This is a genomic window from Bacteroidota bacterium (assembly GCA_016722375.1).
GTDB lineage: Bacteria > Bacteroidota > Bacteroidia > Chitinophagales > LD1 > Bog-950.
The window spans coordinates 346,832-367,122 of the sequence record JADKJG010000004.1; the positions used below are offsets into that span (position 1 = coordinate 346,832).

Here is a 20,291-nt window from a genome sequence, read left to right on the forward strand (position 1 = left end):
CCTTGCAAGGCTGATAAAAACCTATTGGTTTTCCTTCATTCTTCTGTACATACTCAATAGCGCTCCTAAAAAGGTAAGAATTCCGCCTAACCAAACTAAATTTATGTAAGGGAAGATAATAGCTTTAAGAATGATAAAATCTAGAGGCTTTTCGGTTTCCCGAACGGAGAGTAGAATTTTTTTATCAGAAGGGTTTATTCTTTCTACTTGGAATGTCAAGTCCAACTCTTTCATTTCGGCAGGGAGAGAACTGATGGAATTTCCATTTTTTAAATCAATGATGAAAACCGGTTCCGCCTCATATTTTTTGCCGGAAATGGTATTCACTTCTACCAGCACGCCTGCCAATAATTTCCCCTCCTTGTCAAATCCATCGGGCAGATTTGGAGTAGGATTAAGGGCTTTGATAAAGGCAAATGATTTTTTGACGATGAAAGTATCGCCTACGGCGGCCTCAATCGTAAACACCGTATCTTTCAAATTGGCATTATCCGGTACCGACGATACATGGGTAAATATATCTTTGGTCAGATAATGTTTGGTATCTGGGTTAGCAATCAAACCCATCTTAGGGTTGAGTTGGGCATTGGGTTCTAGGGTGAACTGCTCTTTAATCTTACCGGTAGCGGAATCGCGACGAATATATTTAACGAGATAAAAATTATCCGGCTTAGCCTCGCGAACTCCCGTATAGGTCACCTCATATTCACCCATGGCCAGCGTAGAGTCTCTAAGCAGCAAAATGTTTTCCATCTTTTCTGACACATTAAACTCTTTGCCAAAGTTGACGCCTTGCCGGTTTAAGGAAATGACTTCTTTTTTTCCCTGAGAAATCAATACACCTAGCAAAAACACACCAAAGCCGAAGTGAGCAATACTGCCGCCGGATAATTTGAGTTTTCCTTTTAGGATTAAAAACATATACGCCAGATTGCCAAATACAGCATAGAGAGAGGCAATGAGTAGCATGTATTGGGTAGAAAGGAAAGGAAACTTAAAAAAGAGGTTGTTGGAAATATTACTGAGATCCACGGCGTGTTGCCGGGTGTAATCTATGTTCATTCCCCAAGCAATGAAAACAGAAACAATGATGGATAGGATAAAAGTGAAGACAGCCCACTTCGCCGTTTTGGGAATCTTTGCCGACTTATAGGATAGATACTGAACCAGTCCGGTAAGCAGGGCAACCAGAATAGCCAGAAAAACCTGGATGCTATTATAATGCTCTACAACATCAACCGGTGGAGCTAGCTTTTCCATTTTTAATTGTTTGAAAAAAGATTCAAACAATAAATTCCAAACCGGGATGGAGGTGGTGAAAATCATTTGGATGGCAGACAACAAGAGAATGAGTGAACCGATAAACATCCAGAACTCGCGGCTGAAAAATTCTTCTTCTTTAGTAATTGAAGGGATCTGCTTTTTGATCACTCGAATCAATAGCAGGGTGAACGACAAGACCAGAAAGAAAGCCATGTATAGCAAAAGTTGTGCGGTCATACCTAAATCCGTGAAGGCATGAACCGAGGTGTCGCCCAAAATACCGCTACGGGTCAGGAAGGTGGAATACAACACAAGAACGAAAGAGAGAATGAGAAAGATGTAGGTGGTAATCAAAGAGTGCTTGGTATAGCGATTCACCAGCATCATGTGTAAACCGGCCACAAGCATCAGCCAGGGTACAAAACTCATGTTCTCTACCGGATCCCAGGCCCAAAAACCACCGAAGCTTAAAGATTCGTAAGCCCATGCCCCTCCCATGAGGATACCGGTGCCAAGAGCGGCTACGGAGAATAAAGTCCAGGGCAGGGCGGGCTTTAACCAGCCGTCCCAGTCTTTTCTCAGCAAGCTGCTGATTACAAAAGCAAAGGGGATTGTAACCGAAGCAAACCCAAGAAAAAGCGCCGGTGGGTGAATAGTCATCCAATAGTTTTGCAAAAGCGGGTTCAGCCCGTTGCCATCCTGAATCAATGAGAGGTAATTCGCACGTTGAAAGACCGGGGCGCTATTCATCTCATCGCGCAGCAACACAAAAGGATTACTGCCAATTTTATGTCCCAGAAAATATACTCCTAAGACCATTGAACCTAGAAAAACCTGAGTAATCGAAATAGTTCCCATCACGGGGAGTTCATAATTCTTCAGGGTTTTCATACCTACAAAACCCAAGATTACAAGCCAGAATTGCCAGAGCAGAAAACTGCCCTCTTGTCCTTCCCAAAAGCTGGAGATAATGTATTTAAGCGGCAGGGCTGTAGAAGAATGTCGCCAAGCATAATGATATTCGAACCGGTGATTCAATATCATCAAAAACAAGAGTACAAAAATACCAATGACCGAAAAACCATGAGCTATAAAAGCTGAACGGGCTATACGTTTCCAGGTTTTTATTACTTCCTGATTATGTGAAAACTCTGCACCGAAAAAAGAGAAGAAAGCCAGCAGCGAAGCGGCGAAACTCAGCACGATAAAAAAGTGACCAAGATGCCCTAGCCAAAGATGCTCGCCAATAAAGGCACCTGCTCCAAAACGGTCTACAAAAAAGTTAAGTAACATCAATGATGGACAGAAATTAAATACTGGATTTTACGGTAACATTGGTTTCCTTCAAGGTGATCTCGTCGTTCACATATTTAGAAGGACATTTCATGGAGATTTCAGAACAGAGAAAATTTTCGCCTTCCATCTTCCCCTTCACGACTACTTGTTCGCTCCGCTCAAAATCTTGAGGCTTGGCTCCTTTATAAATCACTTCACGTTCGTTCCCTTCCTTATCTACCATGATAAATGAAAAGAAGTTTGGGTCTTTCTGCGGATCATAATTCATTGGCTTATCTTTGACCAGATAGCCAACTACATTGACGGATTTACCCTCCCGATGCTTTGCTTCTAGGAAATTGGCGTAGGTGGTATAGTCGCCTGTCATAGCAAAGATAACTCCAACGCTGACCGCAGCGAGGATGAGAATAATGATGTGTACCTTCTTCATAATTATTGAACAGGGCAAAGGTAAGCCAAAAGAATGAGGGACAGAAAACAAAGAAAAATTTAACTGTTTTTAGAAAAAAGATATTTTCTTTACCAATCAAACCCTAAACCTAAAACCATTCTTATGAGAATACTGAAAAGCATTTTAATCGCTCTGGCAGTAATTTTTGTGATTGCCGGAATTGGAATTTATTTTCTTCCTAACCATTATGAAGTATCTAAGACTATTGAAATCAATAAACCCGCTAGCGTGGTTTATTCGCAGATAGCAGACTTCAGTAAATGGAATGGATGGGATCCATGGAAAGAAATGGATCCAAGTTCTGTGGGAAAAATAGAAGGTGACCCCGGCACGATTGGACATAGAATGACTTGGAAAGGCGATAAAACTGGTGAAGGAACCATGTCCATTGCCTATTTGCAGACTAATTCTTCTGTCAACCTCGACATGGAGTTTCTAAAACCTATGCGCGCCAGTGCCAAATCTATGTGGATCATAGATGAAGATAAAGGAGTGTCAAAAGTTACTTGGTCCACTCGAGGTGGATTAAAATTTCCGATTGGAAGACTTTTTGGATTGACGGTGGACAAAATCTTGGGAGGAGATCAAGAACATGGTTTGGAAAATTTGAAAAAGGTATGTGAAGCAATTCCCACGCCGGAACCAGTTGCCTCAGTAGTAGATACGGCTGAAGTTATTGTGCAGTAAAGCTGTTTAATTTATTTTTCCGGAACCATCACTAAAAAGGGATGGATATTTTATTTCGATGCTTTTACCATTCGGTCTTTACCCTGAAAATCTTTTTTGATAAGAACCTTATCGAAACCTTGGTTTTCTAATAGTTGCTTTACATCAGCACCTCTGTTTTCATGAATTTCAAAAAATAACAGCCCTCCGGGTTTTAATGCTAGCCGTGCCGCTTCGCCGATGCGCCGGTAAAAAACTAAATCATCTTCATTACTCACAAACAAAGCCAGATGCGGTTCAAAAGCAATGACGTTCTGCTCTATTGTTTCTTTTTCATTTATGGCAATGTAAGGGGGATTGCTGATGATGACATCGTAATAATTCTCTTTAAGTTTGTCTTGTAAAATATCTAGTTGGAAGAAATCAACTGATGTGCCCAGCCTCGAATTATTTTCCTCAGCAACCTTCAGCGCTTCTACACTTATATCGCAGGCTTCTACGTGAGTATGCGGCATTTTTTTCGACAGGGAAATAGAAATGCAGCCTGAACCAGTACCAATATCTAAAATGCTGAGCTTGCCATTCTGATTGTTGAATGATTCACACACCCAATAGACTAATTCTTCTGTTTCCGGTCTTGGGATTAGAACAGAATTATTTACTTTAAATTTCCATCCGAAAAAATCGCCTTCTTCCAGAATATATTGAACCGGTTCTTGTTTCAGTAATCTTTGAAGAATAGCTGTAAACCTTGCCTGTTGGTCGGTGGTAAGTATTTGAAACCGTTCTAAAGCAAGCCGGTTGGAATTTAATCCAAGAATGTTTTCTAAAACAATGGCAGTAATGCTGCGCGCTTCACCATCAGGATAGATAGTAGTAAGTTGTTCTCTGAATATTTTTTGCTGTTCGCCAACGGTCACGGGGTAAAAATAGATTTTCTGACAGAGGTAAAACAAAAAAGCCCCGTCTTCACGGAGCTTTTAAGTATGAAAAATAAACCAAGCAAGTACCTAGGTATGCGAATGAGATTGAAAAAGGTTTTAGTTAAGCGGAATCCAAAAATTGCGGACTGAAACGTTTAGGTGATAGCCTATTATATTTTCGAGACCAATTTTACTGAATGGATTAGCCAAATTCCGCGCATGAACCAAGATTCATTTAGCAGAAGCAGTGATGTTCCGAACATCAGTCGGGAACCTATAATTACAGGCGTTGATGTTCGGAACATCAGCCCCCATTCAATAATTTTAGACCTTGATGATGGGAATATCAAGGGTCAAACTGAAAAAAGAAATCCTGATGATGGGAACATCATGTCTGATTCTATTTAATTCAAGAATTAAGTTGGGAACATCAATCTTGAAACTTTTTTAATCACCTCTGATGTTCGCATCATGAGGACAAAGAATCTTTAAAAGGGTAAAAAATGACATTAAAATGACAATTCATTTTACACTAAAACGAAGCAATTTTCGTTTCTCTTAATAGAAAGAGAGCTTTTGCCTCTATAAACAAGTCTCGTATGAAACGCAATAAAAGGCGCTCGTTAAAGTTGAAAAGCAGCCTCCATAAAGACCGGTTAATCCGGTCAAAAAATCAACAAACCGGAGAAGGAATATTTTCTTCCCCATTATTTTTTATGGTTTTCATATCCTTAAATCTGCGACAACTCACCTCAGCAGAAAAAGTGCTGGAACGCCTGAGAAAACACATCTTTATGTTAACCGGAAACCTCCATTTTCCTGTGATAGACCCAAGCCTTCTTATACTTGTGGCGATGGCAAATAAACTAGAAGTTTTGATTCAGAAATCGGCCAACGGCAATCGCGAGTTTATTGAGAAACGAAGGAAGGTAACCGCCGAAGCGAAGGAACTTATCCTTCAATTATCTTTTGATATTCAGAAGAAAAGCGGCGGTATTGCAGAAAAAATTCACAGCGCCGGATTTGATATTCGAAAAGCACGCAGCTCAAAATCACCTTGCCTGAAAGCGGTTATCAAAGTAATCAAACCATTAGGGAATCACAACATCTTGCTGAAATGGAAGCGGGATGCTATGGCAAGCATATATTTATTGAAATCAGTACTGACCCGAAGGCAAAATTTGGTTTCCGGCAGCTAAAACAGATAACATCCAATTTTCCGTTTCCTATTTTACAAACGGCGAGTGGAAAGCACTGCAAATTCAGACTAAATATTTTTTCCGTGTTTATGCCTGGAATCATCATGGCGACGGAGAATTCAGCGAAGTGGCGGAGACGCTTTGTATTTGAGTCGGCTTTATGACATCTCTGAAATGTTTTTATTTGTGAAATAATGAAAACAGATGAGTACTACATGCAACTTTGCTTATCCCTTGCTCAAAAAGGGTTAAGGGTTGTGGCACCTAATCCTATGGTGGGATGTGTCATTGTTCACGATGGGAAAATCATCGGTAAAGGGTATCATAAAAAGTTTGGCGGGCCTCATGCTGAAGTGAATGCCATTCAATCTGTCAAAAATCAGAAGCTCTTAAAAGAGTCTATGCTCTATGTTAATCTGGAGCCCTGTTCTCATTTTGGCAAAACGCCCCCATGCGTGGATTTGATTATCGAAAAGAAAATACCACATGTAGTCATTGGCAGTCGTGACCCTAATCCGCTTGTTTCGGGTAAGGGAATAAAGAAAATGAGACGCGCCGGAATAAAAGTTACCGTAGATGTACTGAAAGAAAAATGTGACGAGCTAAATAAACGGTTCATCACTTTTCATACCAAGAAGCGTCCTTATATTATTTTGAAATGGGCACAATCTTCTGATGGATTTATGGCACCCAAGGGTAATAAACAAAAATGGTTGACTGGTCCTGCTTCCAAAAAACTGGTTCATCAATGGAGGAGCGAGGAGCAAGCAATCTTAGTGGGTTGGAAAACGGTGAATATAGACCAACCCCTACTTACCGTTCGGTTGGTAAAGGGCATCAACCCTATGAGAATTGTTATAGATCGAAAGTTGAGATTAAATGTAGTGAACAAAACATTTTTAAGCAATCAACCTCTTTGGATATTAAACGAGAAATGGGATGGCGAGAGCGATCGGTGGCACATGGTTAAGTTGGGTTTTGATAAAAACGGACTGCAGGAAATAATGAAGTTCCTTTACTCCAAAGAGATTCAGTCGTTAATTGTAGAGGGCGGTCTGGCAACCTTAAAGACCTTCATTAAAGAAGGATTATGGGATGAGGCTCGGATATTCACCACGAAGCATTTGATGAAAGAGGGTAAAAAGTCTCCTCGCCTTGGAGGGAGAATATCAAAGACTGAGCGGGTTGGAAGAGACCAGCTTGTTTATCGCGAGAATTAAAATCTGCTTGACTTAATACAAATAAAAACGGGGCAAATAGCCCCGTTTTTTATTCTTAAAAGAACTTAGACAATTTACTGCCAAGTACCGTTACTAGCTTTGCACTGATCCTTAGCTTGAGCATACTCATCAACTCCGAGAACGCTTAATGTAGAACTTTTACAAACAGAACTCGAAGTGGACCCGTCAGCATAAAGGCAATGACCGCATTTAGTGCAAGAAGCACCAGCAGAGACAAGGGCGATAGTCATAAGACCAAAAAATAATTTTTTCATGATGGTTGTTTTTGTTTATTTAATGAACGCAATATTAAGGTATTAGAGGTAAATGCAAAAAATGTTTCTCCACAAAGATTAGCCAGATGTCCACTACCATAATCGGTAGTTCAGCAATCTATTTCATGTCGTATTTTCTGAGCAGCTTCAATACTACCTCCAAATCGTTTGCTATGGGGGCAATAAAAGATGTCTGCTTATTTTGAATCGGATGCAATAGACTTAGCTGATAAGCATGTAGCGTCAAACGGGCGATGGTAGGTCGTTCTTCTTCTTCCCCAAGCTTATAATTTCTTTTGATGGAGGAAAAGTAGAAAGCATCTGAATTTCCATAAACATTATCTACCAAAAGAGGGTTGCCAACTGATGCCAAATGAACTCTTATCTGGTGGGTTCTTCCGGTTTTTATTTCAACGTCTAACAAGGACGCATGACGAAATTCTTCTTCTACCTTATAAATCGTTAATGCTTCCTTTCCTGATTTGTGAACCATCATCGTCCCAGCATAGGAATGATTTTCAGCAATAGGGCTATTGATTTCCCCCGCCGGTTCCTTCATTCTACCTTGCACAATTGCTTTGTATAGCTTCTGAACGCTGTGGTTCTGAAACTGTAAAGACAAATTTTTGTGCGCGACTTCGTTTTTGGCAAAACACAAAACTCCGCTAGTATTTCTGTCTATTCTATGAACGACAAAAAGCCTTCCGTGATTTTTTTGTAAAACACTTTGCAGTGTTTCTCGTTCCGTATGAATCCGGTCGGGGATGACCGTGATGCCAGGAGGTTTATTGACCACTAGCAATTCATCGTCTTCGTAAATTATTTCCGGTTTAATTTTCATCGGTTATTTCTTCAGGATAAGGGATGTTTTTGAACTAATGGGGATAGCTTAACCTTTCCTTCTTCTACTTTCATTCCCTCAAAAGGATCGTTGGCTATTAAATAGGGACCATCCAAATCAACATAATCTGCCAAAGGTGCCAAATTAGCTGCTGCACTACAACCCACTGAAGATTCACTCATACAGCCCACCAAAACCTTTAACTCGTATTTCTTTGCTTGAAGAATCATTTCCACTGCCTGCGAAACCCCTCCGCATTTCATCAGTTTAATGTTCACGCCGTGAAAGGATTCTTTTACTTTCTCTAAATCAGATAATTGCTGACAACTCTCATCCGCGAAAACTGGAAGTAGTGAATCGGACTTTACTTCTTTCATTTCTTCCAAAGCATCCTTCACGAGTGGTTGTTCTATCAACATACAGCCCTCTGCTGACAACCATTTTATTTTTGTTAAGGCCTCTTTGACATCTTTCCATCCCTGATTAACATCTACTGCAAATGGTTTGTTTGTTAGCTTTCTGAAGTCCGAAATCATTTCCTCATCCTGCTTTCCGTCCAATTTGATTTTGAATAGCTTAAATCCAATAGCATTTGCCTCTTCTACTTTTCTTTTCATTTCATCAAACGAACAGAGGCCAATCGTATAAGTACACAAGGGAGATTTGTCTGACTGTATTTCGAGCAGCTCGCCAATGCTTTTCTGCTCCATTTGTGATTTCAAATTCCAGAGAGCCATATCCAGTGCCGCTTTTGCCGACATATTGCCGGGGAACTTCTCGTCTAACATCTTGAAAATATCGGGTGGATGAACCGGCAGGGTGATGTTCTTTACTTCCGGAAGTGAAAGGAAGTCTATGACTGATTGCCGGGTTTCGCGAAGATAGGGTGGGAGTGTAGCTTCTCCCCATCCGACAAATCCTTCATGTTCTATCTTAATAAAGACTACATCGGTATGCGTCCGTAGTCCATGCGAAATATGGAATGGATACCGAAACTTCAGTTGGTATGGGTACAGAGTATATTGCAAGGAAAGAATGTGAGAATTAACTCAGCGCCTTCTTCACTTCCTCTGCCGCTTCTTTCAGTTGAATGGCGCCGCGAACCTTTAGTCCGCTTTCATCAATGATTCGTTTTCCTTCTTCCGCATTCGTGCCTTGGAGGCGAACGATAATCGGAACCGGAATATCTCCTATTGATTTATAAGCATCTACGATGCCTTGTGCCACGCGGTCGCAACGCACAATTCCTCCAAAGATATTGACGAGGATAGCCTTTACATGTGGGTCTCTCAAAATAATACGGAAAGCCTTCTCAACTCTTTCTGCATTGGCCGTGCCGCCCACATCCAAGAAGTTGGCAGGGTCTCCACCGCTCAGTTTGATAATGTCCATCGTAGCCATTGCCAAACCGGCACCATTCACCATGCAACCTACGTTCCCATCTAATTTTACATAATTCAAATCGGCATTGCTCGCTTCAATTTCCGTGGGGTCTTCTTCATTCAAATCGCGCAGAGACTCTAACTCCGGATGGCGGTAAAGCGCACTGTCATCTATGCTGATCTTGCCGTCCACTGCTATAATCTTGTTATCCGATGTTTTCAAACAGGGATTTATCTCCAACATGCTGGCATCGGTTGTGATATAGGTCTTATAAACACCCTTCACAAACTTAGTCATCTCCTTAAATGCCACTCCGCTCAAACCCAAGTTGAAAGCAATCTTGCGACACTGAAAATCCTGTAAACCCACTTTGGGATCAACCCATTCTTTGTGAACTTTCTCCGGTGTTTTTTCTGCCACTTCCTCAATATCCATTCCTCCTTCGGTAGAATAAATCATCACGTTTCGTCCCAAGGTACGATCAAGGAGAACAGAGAAATAAAATTCCTTTGGTTCGTTTTCGCCGGGATAATAAACATCCTGTGCCACCAAAATCTTCTTCACCAATTTGCCTGTCGGGCCGGTTTGCTTCGTCACCAAAATTCCACCGAGAAGATTCGTCGCTATTTCTTTCACTTGATCCAGATTCTTTGCCAGCGCAACACCGCGCTGCTCTTTGCCCTGAATGGTTCCTTTTCCACGGCCTCCGGCATGAATCTGTGATTTAATCACTACCCAGTCGCTGCCATAAAGTTCTTTAAGTCTTTTGGCCTCGTGAACGGCCTGATCGGGTGCTTCGGCAATCATGCCTTCTTGAATAGCTACCCCATTTTTCTTCATCAGTTCTTTTGCCTGGTATTCGTGCAGATTCATCGCTAGTTGATTATTTATGAATGATTATCGCTTTTTAAGCGCGACGAAAATAAACGATTGAAGGTAATAGCCAAGCCGGAGAGCGTGGAGAACTCAATCAAAGCAGATCGAAAACTCAGTACTACTTCTCTGCTTCTTTAAAATCTAACGATAGGGAATTCACACAATAGCGCATTCCTGTTTCGGTTGGGCCATCATCAAAAATATGTCCCAAATGAGATTCGCAGCGGGCGCAGACAATTTCTGTACGAATCATGCCATGCGAAGAGTCTGTAATCGTTTTGATCTTGCCTCCGGCAATCTCTCTATCGAAACTGGGCCAACCGCAACGCGAATCAAACTTCATATCCGAAGTAAACAATTCATTGCCGCAGGCACCGCACACATAAACTCCCTTCTCCTTATTCAAGTAATATTTTCCGGTGAAAGGTGATTCGGTTCCCTTTTCGCGCAACACGCGAAATTGTTCTGAATCCAATAGCTTTTTCCATTCGGCTTCGGTTTTCTCCACCTTTGCGCTGTCTTGATTTTCTGTAATCATATTGGCTAATTTTTGTTTTTTCTGATGATTCAAACTGCTTGACCGCTGACCGCATGAGGTCAGACTAAGACTAATAACCCAAACAAGTATGCTAATTCGTTTCATCTTTTTATTTCCTTAGTCGTTCATCAAAAATAAGGCGGACAAACGAAATGTCATAGCCGACAGGGTTTAAGGCATCGGATTCAACAACAATTAACCTTTGTTTAGGTGATTGGTAAAAAACCATCAACTGACCACCATCTTCTTCATCCATTTATACAAAGGATAGCCCGCCAGAAATATCAGAAAGCCGTAGAGCGCCGAACGCGGGTCAGACCAAACCACATTGACGGTCACCATCAACAAAACAAACATGAACAGAAGCGGCACCAGGGGATACCACTTCATTTTATAAATGTGTTCTTCTGAAGTGCCTTGTAGTTTGGCGCGTTGTCTGAAAATAAAAATGGTTCCGGCGGCGGAGACGAGCGAGAGGCTATCAATAAACATCACATAGTTCAGGATGTTTTCAAAAGTGCCGAGCATAAAGAGCGAAAGCAACATCAAGCCTACAAAAAAGCTGAGTGCAAATTCCTGCGCCATCGTTTTTGAATTGACGCGGCGGAATATTTCCGGCAATATCTTGTCGTCCGCCATCGCATAATACATCCGGGGGTTGTGCATCATCGAAGTATTGATGAAGCCCAACACAGATATAAAAATGGCTACCGCCGTGATGGCAAAACCCTTTTCACCAAAAAATGTTTTAACCAATTCTGCCGCTACCAGTTTAGAGCCTTTCACGCCTTCAAAACCCAAAGCGGAAACATAAGCCACGTTGATTGTGAGATATAGAATCACCACAATGCCAATACCGGCAAAGATGGAACGTGGAATATTGCGCTCCGGTTTTTCAATATCGGCGCCGAAGTTGATGGTGTTTTGATAGCCGCCGTAGGTAAAGAACACCGAAATCAAACTCACGCCCAGCGCCTTCAAGATGCCATCCATCATGCCTCCCGATGCTTCGGGAGCCGATGAAAGATGCGACACGGGATGGACATTAAACGCCGCAAAACAAAAAGCAATCATCATCAGAATCTTAATCATGCTGAGGACGTTCTGCGTTCGAGCGCCCATCTTGATGCCGAGATAGTTGAGCGAAAACAAAATGAGCGTGACGGCCATGGCGGTGATTTTGATCCCCATATCATTTTGCAAGGACTCGGGCATCAACACCGGGTTGATATATTCTGCGCCCACAATCGCCACGCCCACCGCGCTCGCGGCATTGGTAATAACCAAGGACCAGTTGAGCATGAAGGCATAGGCTGGATGATAGCAATGCGAAAATATCTTGTAGAAGCCACCCGCCACCGGCAGACGCGAACCGATTTCGGCAAAGGTAAGCGCTCCGCAAATGCTGATGATGCCCCCCAAAATCCAAACGGCAAAGAAGATGAGTGGCGTGCCTGCCTTCGTGGCGACGATGGCCGGAGTGCGGAAAATACCTACGCCTATCACCAAGCTGACGACAATCATCGTCAGGTCGAAGAAGGCAAGTTTGGGTTTAATAGAGGTGGTAGAGGTAGTGTCGGACATCAAGGGTTTTAATATGATTGCTTCGTGTGTTTCATTCCCATTATTAAACCCTAATCATTTCTTTTGATGCAATAAAAGTAGGAAGCTATGTGAGAATATCAAACCGCTTTGACCTTTGACGGTTAGATTTTAACGGGAAGGAGCGTGTTCTGGCGCTGAACAATATTGTCTTTGATTTTTTCGGCATAGCAAATTCCACCCCCGTCCCGCCGATAGAGGCGGTCCACCACCACCTCCTCCTTCCACCTCTCGCTCTCCAATCCTCCTTCCTCCCAAACCTATTTCAAACTCTATGATGCTTTGGGCAGAATGGTTAAACAGGAAATGATGAACGCGGCTTCCACCACCATTCAAAGAGATGGATTGCCGGATGGCATCTATTTCTGGCAGGTGGAAACGAAAGAAAGTTTGTTGGGAAAGGGGAAGATAATCTTCCAATAAAAAAACGATGGCGCGGTTCCCCAAATTGCCCCCGTTCTAGTTTAGTCTGGAATGAATTTGGTACAAATAAACCCGGATAAGCTTGGTTTGCTCAAAATGTGTCACGTTTTGCCCCGGATGTAACACATCTCACTATGAATGTGACACGTTTGACCCCGGATGTAACGAATCTTACTATAAATGTGGCACAATGGACCTCAGATGTAACGCATTTAACCCCGTTTGTAACACACTAGACCCCAGATGTAGCACAATTGACCTGAATGTAGCTTAGTCCACTGCGGATGTGGCACATTTTGCCCGAAATGTGACACATCGGGTTTTGACCACGTTTATTTCTACAAGAAGGAGGCTTCCTTTTGAATGAACCGAGTTTATTCTATATGGTTACAAGCCTGTTTTCGTAGTTTTATGACCCTTACTAATATTTAGTTTTCCAAAATTATTGTAGAGCAAACTTCACCAACAACGGAATTCCAGTGGCATCTGCTTTGGCAATAACAAGAAATTTATGAAGGAGTAAGAGAGAGCTATGAGCCGGAAGAAAAAAACAAGGCCTGCATTCTCTCAAGGCTATTGCTCGTAGCTAGTGGCTTAAATTGCCTCACGGCTTATTTCCTAAATTGCGCTCCCTTTCAGATGATTCCCAAACTTACGATACAGAAAATCAACGATGAAGCCCGCGTAGAGGAAGTGGTGGGCGAATTTGTGACGCTGAAAAAGCGCGGCGCAAATTTGCTGGGGCTTTGTCCGTTTCACAACGAGAAAACGCCGTCGTTCAACGTGAATCCGGCGCGAAATATTTATAAGTGTTTTGGTTGCGGAAAAGGAGGTGGGCCTTTGCAGTTTCTGATGGATTATCAGCAGTTGAGCTATCCCGATGCGCTGCGCTATCTGGCCAAGAAGTACAATATCGAAATTGACGAAGAGCAGAAAAGCGACGAGGAAAAGAAAAAGGAGCAGGAGCAGTATAGCTTGGTGGAGAGCATCCACATTGCCAACAGCGCGGCGCAGAAGTTTTTTACCGAATATATGTTGCATAACGACAACGGTAAAATAGGACTGGCCTATTTTAAAGAGCGCGGCTTTCTGACGCATACGATTGAGAAATTTCAACTGGGCTTTGCACCAGAGGGCGGCGATGTGTTTACCAAACATGCGCTGAAGGAGGGCTTTCAATTAGACATTCTGAAAAAAGCCGGGCTGACTTCGCCGAAAGAAAACAGTACCTACGATTTCTTTCGCAACCGGGTGATGTTTCCGATTCACAACATGACCGGTAAGGTGGTGGGCTTTGGGGGGCGCATCATGGCGAAGGATGAAAAGGCGCCGAAGTATGTGAACACGTCGGAGAGCGAGGTGTATCAGAAGAGTAAGATTCTTTATGGCGCCTACTTTGCAAAAAATGAAATAAGAAAGAAGGATGAATGTTTTTTGGTGGAAGGATATACCGATGTGGTTTCGCTGGCGCAAGCCGGTATTGAAAACGCAGTGGCTTCGTCCGGCACCTCGCTGACAACGGACCAGATTAAACTGGTGAAGCGGATTACATCCAACATCACGATTTTGTATGATGGCGATGCGGCGGGTATCAAGGCCGCGCTGCGCGGAACCGATTTGATTTTGGAGGAAGGGATGAACGTGCGCATCGTGATTCTGCCCGATGGCGAAGACCCGGATTCGTATGTGCGCAAGGTAGGAGCGGAGGCCTTTGAAACATTTGTGAAGGAACAGAAGAAAGATTTAATCCTGTTCAAGTCCACGCTCTTTGCCAAAGAAGCCAAGGCAGACCCCATCAAGAAGGCAGAGTTGATTCGCGACATCATCGAATCTATTGCCAAGATACCGGACACGATTCATCGCTCGGTATATATCAAAGAGTCCAGTCAGTTGTTCGACATGAGCGAGCAAATTCTAATTACGGAGGTCAATAAAATCAGGAGGAGAAAGGCGAAGGAAAACGAAAGAGGAACGGAGCCAGTTGCGCAAAATCAAAACCAGCCCGATGAAGTGCCGCAGGCGATTCATCAAGAACAATTCAACCAAGCGACATCCAATCTACATATTCTGGAGCGGGATGTAGTGCGCATTCTAATTGAGTTCGGCTCGGAGATGATTGAGCAGGAAGGCGAGCAAGTATCGGTGGCGAGATATATGCTAGACGAACTGGAAGGGATTGATATTGAGAGCAAACAATACAAGCCGGTGTATGATTTGGTGAAGAGAGAAGTGGCGGGAGGAACTGCCCAGAGCGAAAAATATTTCACGACCCATGAGGAGGAACAGATTTCATACATAGCCATTGAGCTGTTGACACAGCCCTATTCGTTGAGCGAAAACTGGTTGAATAAATTGAGAATTTACGTGCCGACTAAAAAGGATAATCTGGTGAAGGATATTCATTCTTCCGTCGTGCGGCTCAAGCAGTTTCGGAACATTGCCGAAATCAAGAAAGTAGAAGTCCTGCTCCGCGAAACTAAAGACGAAGCGGAATTGATAAAGCTGATGAAACTTCACAAATTGCTCACGCAGCAGAAAAAGGAGTTTGCAGCGCTGGTGGGCAATGTGATTTATCGGCCCACGACATAGGAGTCATTTTCTGGCTTCCCAGTATTTAGGTATCCTTTTATGATGAGCGAATGCGATGACGATAACATCTTTTTTTCGCACCTCAAAAACTATTTTATAGGGGAAACGTATCAGGTTTACTTTCCGAGTCCTTTTATAGACCTTCTGAAAGGATAGGGGATGGGTGGCAATTATCTCAAACGTTCGTTCAATTTCTTTGATGAGTTGCCCGGCAAGCTTTGGGTTTATTTCCAAATGCCATTCTATGGCAGCGAATAAATCAGTATTAAAACCTTCGAGGGCTCTGATATTATAAGCCATATTTTTTTGAAATCATTTGTCTGACTTCTTTCCAGTCTTTCGCCGATTCTGGATTCTTTGTGTGCTCTGCCGCTCTTTACCCTTGGAAATCTTCCCCGGTTAAGGGGGGCGCCGCCTCCTCACACACCTCTAAACCACCTACAAAATTGGAGGGCTGCATTTGTATCAAAGCAGCGGGCGGTTTGGCGGCCCCTCACCCTTGGGGATGGTTTTCATAAAATACTTTCTACGAATTTAATGATTTATCTCCCAACACGTAGGTAATCGCGTGATCCTCAAAAAACTCATAGCCTATCTTCAGGTTGTTTAGTTTGAATTCGCTTGGTCTGTCGGCCACTACTATCTGACCTTGAAGTTCTCCTTTGCTTTTCATTTCAAAGGCTCAATCAACAACTGAGTCATGAAGTCAATCTCGCGCATGCCGTAGAGTTTGTATAGGGATTCTTTGGCACTCCAGTAAAGAATCAATTTTTCTATTTTTTCTTCAGAAGAAATAGAGCTGATTTCATCTTCCCGAAGAAACTTGAAAGCGATGCGCTCTACTTTAGAATCAATTCGTTCTAAATCAAGGCCCACATAATATTGCTTGCTCTGCATCACAGCGGCTAACTCACGGGTATGTGTGATAGATAAATGATGTGCCGAATTCCTGAGAAAAGGTTTGCCGGATTCTTCTTTCACCACCTCAGAAAAGATTCCGTTCATTTCGTTCACCAGATGACGGGTGGCAAACCACTGCAGCTTTTTGTTTTCATTCTTTATATCAGGATGCCAGTTGAAAAGAGATTCAAAATAGGACAGGGGTTCGGTAATTTTCCACACCGAGATTTCAAAGTCAGTTCCGCTAATTTTTTTGCAGAGAGGCATTAGCCTTCGAGATTCAAGGTAATGGTAAAGGTTCGCGAATACATCCGCTGAATGGTGCGCGAGTAAATCAGCCCCGGTGTTTGGGACAGTATGTTTACAAACCCATGACTGACCTTGAACTCGGGAGAAAGAATGAAGTAGGGGAAATAGATCATCATTCCAATGCCCAATTCTGCTCCGGCATCGTGTCGGTTTACTTTAATAATATCATCTGCCTTTCGCGCCTTTACGTTCGAGGCTAAGTCAAAATCATATCGCACCCCTGCAATGGCATAAATGCGAAAGTCTTTAATCGGTTTAGATTTGAAACGAAGCAGCAGCGGGAAGTCAAGATAGATGGACGAGATGGTCTTTTTAATTTTGTTGGAATTAAGGTCTTCGTAAATTATGGCCTTATCAGAAAAGGAAAGCGTCGGGATAAACCGGAGATCAAAGTTTTTATGAAACTGATAATTGCCGATGATGCCGAGATTGAAACCGGGACCAATGCCGGGGCGGAAATATCGAATAGAATCATTTGCAGGATCCAGCCGGGCATGAGTGATAGTGTAGTCCGCTACATTTCCACCAATAGCGATGCCGAAGTAAATGTCTTTCTTGCCTAGTTCATTTATATTGTACTGGGCAGATAGACCAAGACTCGAAAGCAGAATCAGAGTAGCCAGAATCTGCTTTCTCACTAAAAAGGAGCGAAAAATCGGGAATGACGAATAACTAGATTGCAAACTATGAACTTTAAATTTCAAACATAAATTCACTTCTCCATCGAATAAAAGGCACAAGCACCTAACGTAAGCGCTTGCCACTTCACATTTCTGAAGCCAATATTCTCTAAAATCTTGACCAACTCCAAACCTTCTGGAAATACTTCTACACTTTCGGGCAGGTAGCTGTATGCTCTGCTGTCCTTTGATACAATCCTTCCAATCAGCGGCACGATATTTTTGAAGTATAAACTATAAAACCATCGGATTATTGCATTGGGCGGTTTAGAAGCCTCCAAGATGGCTATTCGCGCTCTGGGCTTCACCACTCGATACATTTCCTTTAGACCGGCATTAAGATTTTCGAAATTACGGATGCCGAAACCAACCGTCAGCGCATCGAAAGAGTCATTCTCAAAAGGCATTCGCTCCGAATCTCCCTTAATGAACTCGACGATTGACTCTGCTTTCAGTTGCTTCGCTTTAGCTCTGCCATATTTCATCATACCTTCTGAAAGATCGAACGCTATAATTTTCGTTGGCTTCAGGCTGAGCGCTTCAAAAGCAAAGTCGCCGGTGCCGGTAGCTACATCAAGAATCCTTTCGGGTTGGACCGCTCCAATATATTTAACGGCTTTCCTTCTCCAGCTAATGTCAATACCTAAAGACAATAAATGATTCAAGAAATCATACCGATGGGCAATGTGATCAAACATCTCTTCCACCTGTTCTTTCTTTGTTCTGGAAAGATCGTTATAGGGAGTTACGGTTTTACTCATGCAAGGCGCGAAAATAATGGGTTCATCGAGTTTCTTTCGATGCTATATTATTAAAGCAATAGTAACGGAGTGCTTTTTATATATTTTCACGGCATGATTATCAAATACGCTGAATATACCGCTAGCTATGTGGACGTGAAGAAGTGTCCCGAGGCAAAACTTCCGGAGTTTTCGTTCATCGGGCGTTCTAACGTCGGCAAATCTTCTCTGATTAATAGCCTTTGCGGACGCAAAGCGCTTTCCAAAGTGTCTAAAACTCCCGGCAAGACTCAAACGATTAATTTCTTTGACATCAACCACCGATTCAATTTAGTGGATTTGCCGGGCTATGGTTTTGCAAAGAAATCTAAGACGCAGCGCGATCAGTGGGACAATATGATTCGCAACTACATTTTGCACAGAGAACAATTGCGATATGTTGCTTTATTAATAGATGCAAGAATCCCTCCTCAACAATCTGATTTGGATTTTTGTAATTGGATGGGAAAAAATAATGTCCCTTTTATCATTCTCTTCACTAAGTCAGACAAACCGGGTAGTCGCGAAGTGATTACCAATACTCAGAATTTTAATAATCGCTTACTCGAAAACTGGACTGCTTTGCCTCCTTCCTTTATAACCTCTGCTGTGAGCAATTATGGCCGCGAATCTGTGCTTGACTTTATCCATCAGGCTGTGGAGGAGTACTATCAAGGAGGGGACAGACTAAGTCTATAAGTTTGTCCTTCCGCCAAGGAAAGGCCCCATAACAGTCCGGTAAAAGATAAACTGAAGAAGCAAGGTTGCTTTTTAGGCATTAACCTTGGCCAATCAGTATCTTATCAAGTACTAAAGGGTATATTCCAATTCTTCTTTTCTTCGCGGCGCTTTTTTAGGCCATTATTTTACCAATGAATCGTTTGAACCAGTTTTTTCGCAAGGTCTATTCCAGTCCTTCCTTGATTTGGAAGGCTGGTATCGGTTTGCTGTTTATTGTTTTGGGACTGGCCATCATCTTTTATCCTGCTTTTGCCAATGCTTTATCGGAAACTGCGCGCTACAGTTTTTCAGCTCTGTTAGTGTTCTACGGCCTATTTCGTTTGGTCACCTTTTATATGGAATACAAAAATGATGATGCTGAATAAATCTTATTCCTCTTTGTCCAGCTTTCTTTTGCTACTACTGTTTTTCGCCTCTTGTGGAAATGATTCAGCGCATGACCCAACTAAAACAGGGCGAAACAAAATTTATAAAGGGAATTTGAACATCGTATCGGATGTAGGATTAGAGCCAATCGTTCACCAACAGGCCCAAGTATTTGAACATTTGAACGACAGTATTGCAGTGCATATTGAATTTAAGTCGGAAGCCGGAATGTTGGATGATTTCCGGTCCGGTAAAGCCCAAGTAATGCTACTGACCCGTATGCTGACCGAAAGAGAGAAGGAGTATTTGAAAATGAACGACACCATTTATGTCCGAGAACTGGAGGTGGCTCACGATGCCATTGCGATGATTGGCAACCCTCAATTCAATGATGTAGATTTGGATACGCTGCTATTGAAAAAATACTTTACGGCAAAAGAAACTCAATCTAATTATCCCGTGCTGGTTTTTGATAATCAGAACATGAGCATCATCAAACAGCTATTTGCATGGGCCAAGATTGAGGAGGGGAAGACTTCGCAGGTCTATGCACTGCCTACCTCGGAAGCGGTGATTGCTTATGTAGAGCAACATCCAAATAGCATTGGCTTTATCCCGTACGCCTTGGTGAGCGATGAGGATGAGCAAGGTATACGTGCGTTGATGAAGCGGGTAAAAATTTTAAGTTTGCGCACTCGAAACGAGGAGGGGAATACGATTCGTGTTAGCGCTAATCAATCTGATATTGCCACCGGAGATTATCCATTCACCCGCAGCATCAATGCGGTAATCAGGTATGGATACCGGGATAGTATCGAATGGCGATTTATGAATTTCCTCTTTAGAGAAAAAGGCGCAAAGGTTTTTCTAAAAGCGGGTTGGGTGCCTGCTAAGATGCCGGAGCGTGAGATAAATGTTAATACTGGTGAAATTCCTATAACAAATTGAAACCCGTGACGTTAGTTTATATC

General features: G+C 42.6%; 21 protein-coding genes and 1 pseudogene. 9 read left to right on the forward strand and 13 right to left on the reverse strand.

Annotation, left to right across the window (positions count from 1 at the left end):
* Positions 1-21 precede the first annotated feature (21 nt).
* Together ccsA and IPP77_07075 are read right to left on the reverse strand one after the other, a co-directional pair.
* Entirely contained in the window at positions 22-2,556 is a 2,535-nt protein-coding gene (gene ccsA / locus IPP77_07070) for a cytochrome c biogenesis protein CcsA (GenBank protein MBL0309425.1), read from the reverse strand.
* Between the two features lie 16 nt (positions 2,557-2,572).
* Positions 2,573-2,989 carry a cytochrome c maturation protein CcmE gene (locus IPP77_07075; protein MBL0309426.1) on the reverse strand — a complete coding sequence of 139 codons (417 nt, stop codon included), beginning with the start codon at positions 2,987-2,989 and terminating at the stop codon, positions 2,573-2,575.
* A gap of 123 nt (positions 2,990-3,112) precedes the next feature.
* Between IPP77_07075 and IPP77_07080 the strand changes: the two genes are divergently transcribed.
* Entirely contained in the window at positions 3,113-3,697 is a 585-nt protein-coding gene (locus IPP77_07080; GenBank protein MBL0309427.1) for an SRPBCC family protein, read from the forward strand.
* A gap of 50 nt (positions 3,698-3,747) precedes the next feature.
* Here IPP77_07080 and prmC read toward each other — a convergent pair whose 3' ends face one another.
* Positions 3,748-4,596 carry a peptide chain release factor N(5)-glutamine methyltransferase gene (gene prmC / locus IPP77_07085; GenBank protein ID MBL0309428.1) on the reverse strand — a complete coding sequence of 283 codons (849 nt, stop codon included), beginning with the start codon at positions 4,594-4,596 and terminating at the stop codon, positions 3,748-3,750.
* A 222-nt stretch (positions 4,597-4,818) separates the two neighbouring features.
* On the opposite strand from prmC, the gene IPP77_07090 reads away from it, so the two are divergent.
* The 3 genes from IPP77_07090 (at position 4,819) to ribD (ending at position 7,018) form a co-directional block, all read left to right on the forward strand.
* Positions 4,819-5,007 (forward strand): hypothetical protein, encoded by a 189-nt coding sequence (locus IPP77_07090; protein MBL0309429.1) that lies wholly within the window; start codon positions 4,819-4,821, stop codon positions 5,005-5,007.
* A 191-nt stretch (positions 5,008-5,198) separates the two neighbouring features.
* Positions 5,199-5,798 (forward strand): hypothetical protein, encoded by a 600-nt coding sequence (locus IPP77_07095; GenBank protein MBL0309430.1) that lies wholly within the window; start codon positions 5,199-5,201, stop codon positions 5,796-5,798.
* A gap of 194 nt (positions 5,799-5,992) precedes the next feature.
* Positions 5,993-7,018, forward strand: a complete 1,026-nt coding sequence (ribD, locus tag IPP77_07100; GenBank protein ID MBL0309431.1) for a bifunctional diaminohydroxyphosphoribosylaminopyrimidine deaminase/5-amino-6-(5-phosphoribosylamino)uracil reductase RibD — start codon at positions 5,993-5,995, stop codon at positions 7,016-7,018.
* Between the two features lie 393 nt (positions 7,019-7,411).
* Here the strand turns inward: ribD and IPP77_07105 are convergent, their stop codons facing one another.
* From IPP77_07105 to IPP77_07125, 5 genes are all read right to left on the reverse strand, one after another.
* The gene (locus IPP77_07105) at positions 7,412-8,134 is read right to left on the reverse strand and encodes an RluA family pseudouridine synthase (GenBank protein MBL0309432.1); all 723 of its coding nucleotides are present in this window, start codon (positions 8,132-8,134) and stop codon (positions 7,412-7,414) included.
* 11 nt (positions 8,135-8,145) lie between these two features.
* A complete protein-coding gene (locus IPP77_07110; protein ID MBL0309433.1) occupies positions 8,146-9,162 on the reverse strand; it encodes a dipeptide epimerase in 1,017 nt (338 codons plus the stop codon).
* A gap of 16 nt (positions 9,163-9,178) precedes the next feature.
* On the reverse strand, positions 9,179-10,390 hold the full coding sequence (sucC, locus tag IPP77_07115; GenBank protein MBL0309434.1) for an ADP-forming succinate--CoA ligase subunit beta: 1,212 nt from the start codon (positions 10,388-10,390) through the stop codon (positions 9,179-9,181).
* A 121-nt stretch (positions 10,391-10,511) separates the two neighbouring features.
* Entirely contained in the window at positions 10,512-10,931 is a 420-nt protein-coding gene (gene msrB / locus IPP77_07120; protein ID MBL0309435.1) for a peptide-methionine (R)-S-oxide reductase MsrB, read from the reverse strand.
* A 228-nt stretch (positions 10,932-11,159) separates the two neighbouring features.
* Complete coding sequence (locus IPP77_07125; GenBank protein ID MBL0309436.1) at positions 11,160-12,515, reverse strand: amino acid permease; 1,356 nt, start codon at positions 12,513-12,515, stop codon at positions 11,160-11,162.
* Positions 12,516-12,758: 243 nt separating this feature from the next.
* Between IPP77_07125 and IPP77_07130 the strand changes: the two are divergent.
* Positions 12,759-12,956 (forward strand): annotated as a pseudogene (locus IPP77_07130) (T9SS type A sorting domain-containing protein).
* Between the two features lie 639 nt (positions 12,957-13,595).
* Entirely contained in the window at positions 13,596-15,545 is a 1,950-nt protein-coding gene (locus tag IPP77_07135) for a DNA primase (protein ID MBL0309437.1), read from the forward strand.
* Between the two features lie 3 nt (positions 15,546-15,548).
* Here the strand turns inward: IPP77_07135 and IPP77_07140 are convergent, their stop codons facing one another.
* From IPP77_07140 to ubiE, 5 genes are all read right to left on the reverse strand, one after another.
* Entirely contained in the window at positions 15,549-15,845 is a 297-nt protein-coding gene (locus IPP77_07140) for a type II toxin-antitoxin system RelE/ParE family toxin (protein ID MBL0309438.1), read from the reverse strand.
* Between the two features lie 226 nt (positions 15,846-16,071).
* The gene (locus IPP77_07145) at positions 16,072-16,218 is read right to left on the reverse strand and encodes a hypothetical protein (protein MBL0309439.1); all 147 of its coding nucleotides are present in this window, start codon (positions 16,216-16,218) and stop codon (positions 16,072-16,074) included.
* Positions 16,215-16,712, reverse strand: coding sequence for a 4'-phosphopantetheinyl transferase superfamily protein (locus IPP77_07150; protein MBL0309440.1), 498 nt, complete (start codon positions 16,710-16,712; stop codon positions 16,215-16,217). Before IPP77_07150 ends, IPP77_07145 begins: the two co-directional genes overlap by 4 nt.
* Entirely contained in the window at positions 16,712-17,392 is a 681-nt protein-coding gene (locus IPP77_07155) for a PorT family protein (GenBank protein MBL0309441.1), read from the reverse strand. The genes IPP77_07150 and IPP77_07155 overlap by 1 nt, the downstream gene beginning before the upstream one ends.
* 74 nt (positions 17,393-17,466) lie before the next feature.
* Complete coding sequence (gene ubiE, locus IPP77_07160; protein MBL0309442.1) at positions 17,467-18,195, reverse strand: bifunctional demethylmenaquinone methyltransferase/2-methoxy-6-polyprenyl-1,4-benzoquinol methylase UbiE; 729 nt, start codon at positions 18,193-18,195, stop codon at positions 17,467-17,469.
* A 93-nt stretch (positions 18,196-18,288) separates the two neighbouring features.
* Between ubiE and IPP77_07165 the strand changes: the two genes are divergently transcribed.
* The 3 genes from IPP77_07165 (at position 18,289) to IPP77_07175 (ending at position 20,268) form a co-directional block, all read left to right on the forward strand.
* Complete coding sequence (locus tag IPP77_07165; GenBank protein ID MBL0309443.1) at positions 18,289-18,912, forward strand: YihA family ribosome biogenesis GTP-binding protein; 624 nt, start codon at positions 18,289-18,291, stop codon at positions 18,910-18,912.
* 173 nt (positions 18,913-19,085) lie between these two features.
* Complete coding sequence (locus tag IPP77_07170) at positions 19,086-19,319, forward strand: DUF308 domain-containing protein (protein ID MBL0309444.1); 234 nt, start codon at positions 19,086-19,088, stop codon at positions 19,317-19,319.
* 13 nt (positions 19,320-19,332) lie between these two features.
* A complete protein-coding gene (locus IPP77_07175) occupies positions 19,333-20,268 on the forward strand; it encodes a substrate-binding domain-containing protein (protein MBL0309445.1) in 936 nt (311 codons plus the stop codon).
* The last annotated feature ends 23 nt before the right edge of the window (positions 20,269-20,291 follow it).

Excerpts from the sequence above, each read along its gene's own strand:
- ccsA (MBL0309425.1), bottom strand. The coding sequence starts at position 2,556 with ATGTTACTTAACTTTTTTGTAGACCGTTTTGGAGCAGGTGCCTTTATT.
- IPP77_07075 (MBL0309426.1), bottom strand. The coding sequence starts at position 2,989 with ATGAAGAAGGTACACATCATTATTCTCATCCTCGCTGCGGTCAGCGTT.
- IPP77_07080 (MBL0309427.1), top strand. The coding sequence starts at position 3,113 with ATGAGAATACTGAAAAGCATTTTAATCGCTCTGGCAGTAATTTTTGTG.
- IPP77_07090 (MBL0309429.1), top strand. The coding sequence starts at position 4,819 with ATGAACCAAGATTCATTTAGCAGAAGCAGTGATGTTCCGAACATCAGT.
- IPP77_07095 (MBL0309430.1), top strand. The coding sequence starts at position 5,199 with ATGAAACGCAATAAAAGGCGCTCGTTAAAGTTGAAAAGCAGCCTCCAT.
- ribD (MBL0309431.1), top strand. The coding sequence starts at position 5,993 with ATGAAAACAGATGAGTACTACATGCAACTTTGCTTATCCCTTGCTCAA.
- IPP77_07105 (MBL0309432.1), bottom strand. The coding sequence starts at position 8,134 with ATGAAAATTAAACCGGAAATAATTTACGAAGACGATGAATTGCTAGTG.
- sucC (MBL0309434.1), bottom strand. The coding sequence starts at position 10,390 with ATGAATCTGCACGAATACCAGGCAAAAGAACTGATGAAGAAAAATGGG.
- msrB (MBL0309435.1), bottom strand. The coding sequence starts at position 10,931 with ATGATTACAGAAAATCAAGACAGCGCAAAGGTGGAGAAAACCGAAGCC.
- IPP77_07125 (MBL0309436.1), bottom strand. The coding sequence starts at position 12,515 with ATGTCCGACACTACCTCTACCACCTCTATTAAACCCAAACTTGCCTTC.
- IPP77_07135 (MBL0309437.1), top strand. The coding sequence starts at position 13,596 with ATGATTCCCAAACTTACGATACAGAAAATCAACGATGAAGCCCGCGTA.
- IPP77_07140 (MBL0309438.1), bottom strand. The coding sequence starts at position 15,845 with ATGGCTTATAATATCAGAGCCCTCGAAGGTTTTAATACTGATTTATTC.
- IPP77_07145 (MBL0309439.1), bottom strand. The coding sequence starts at position 16,218 with ATGAAAAGCAAAGGAGAACTTCAAGGTCAGATAGTAGTGGCCGACAGA.
- IPP77_07150 (MBL0309440.1), bottom strand. The coding sequence starts at position 16,712 with ATGCCTCTCTGCAAAAAAATTAGCGGAACTGACTTTGAAATCTCGGTG.
- ubiE (MBL0309442.1), bottom strand. The coding sequence starts at position 18,195 with ATGAGTAAAACCGTAACTCCCTATAACGATCTTTCCAGAACAAAGAAA.
- IPP77_07165 (MBL0309443.1), top strand. The coding sequence starts at position 18,289 with ATGATTATCAAATACGCTGAATATACCGCTAGCTATGTGGACGTGAAG.
- IPP77_07170 (MBL0309444.1), top strand. The coding sequence starts at position 19,086 with ATGAATCGTTTGAACCAGTTTTTTCGCAAGGTCTATTCCAGTCCTTCC.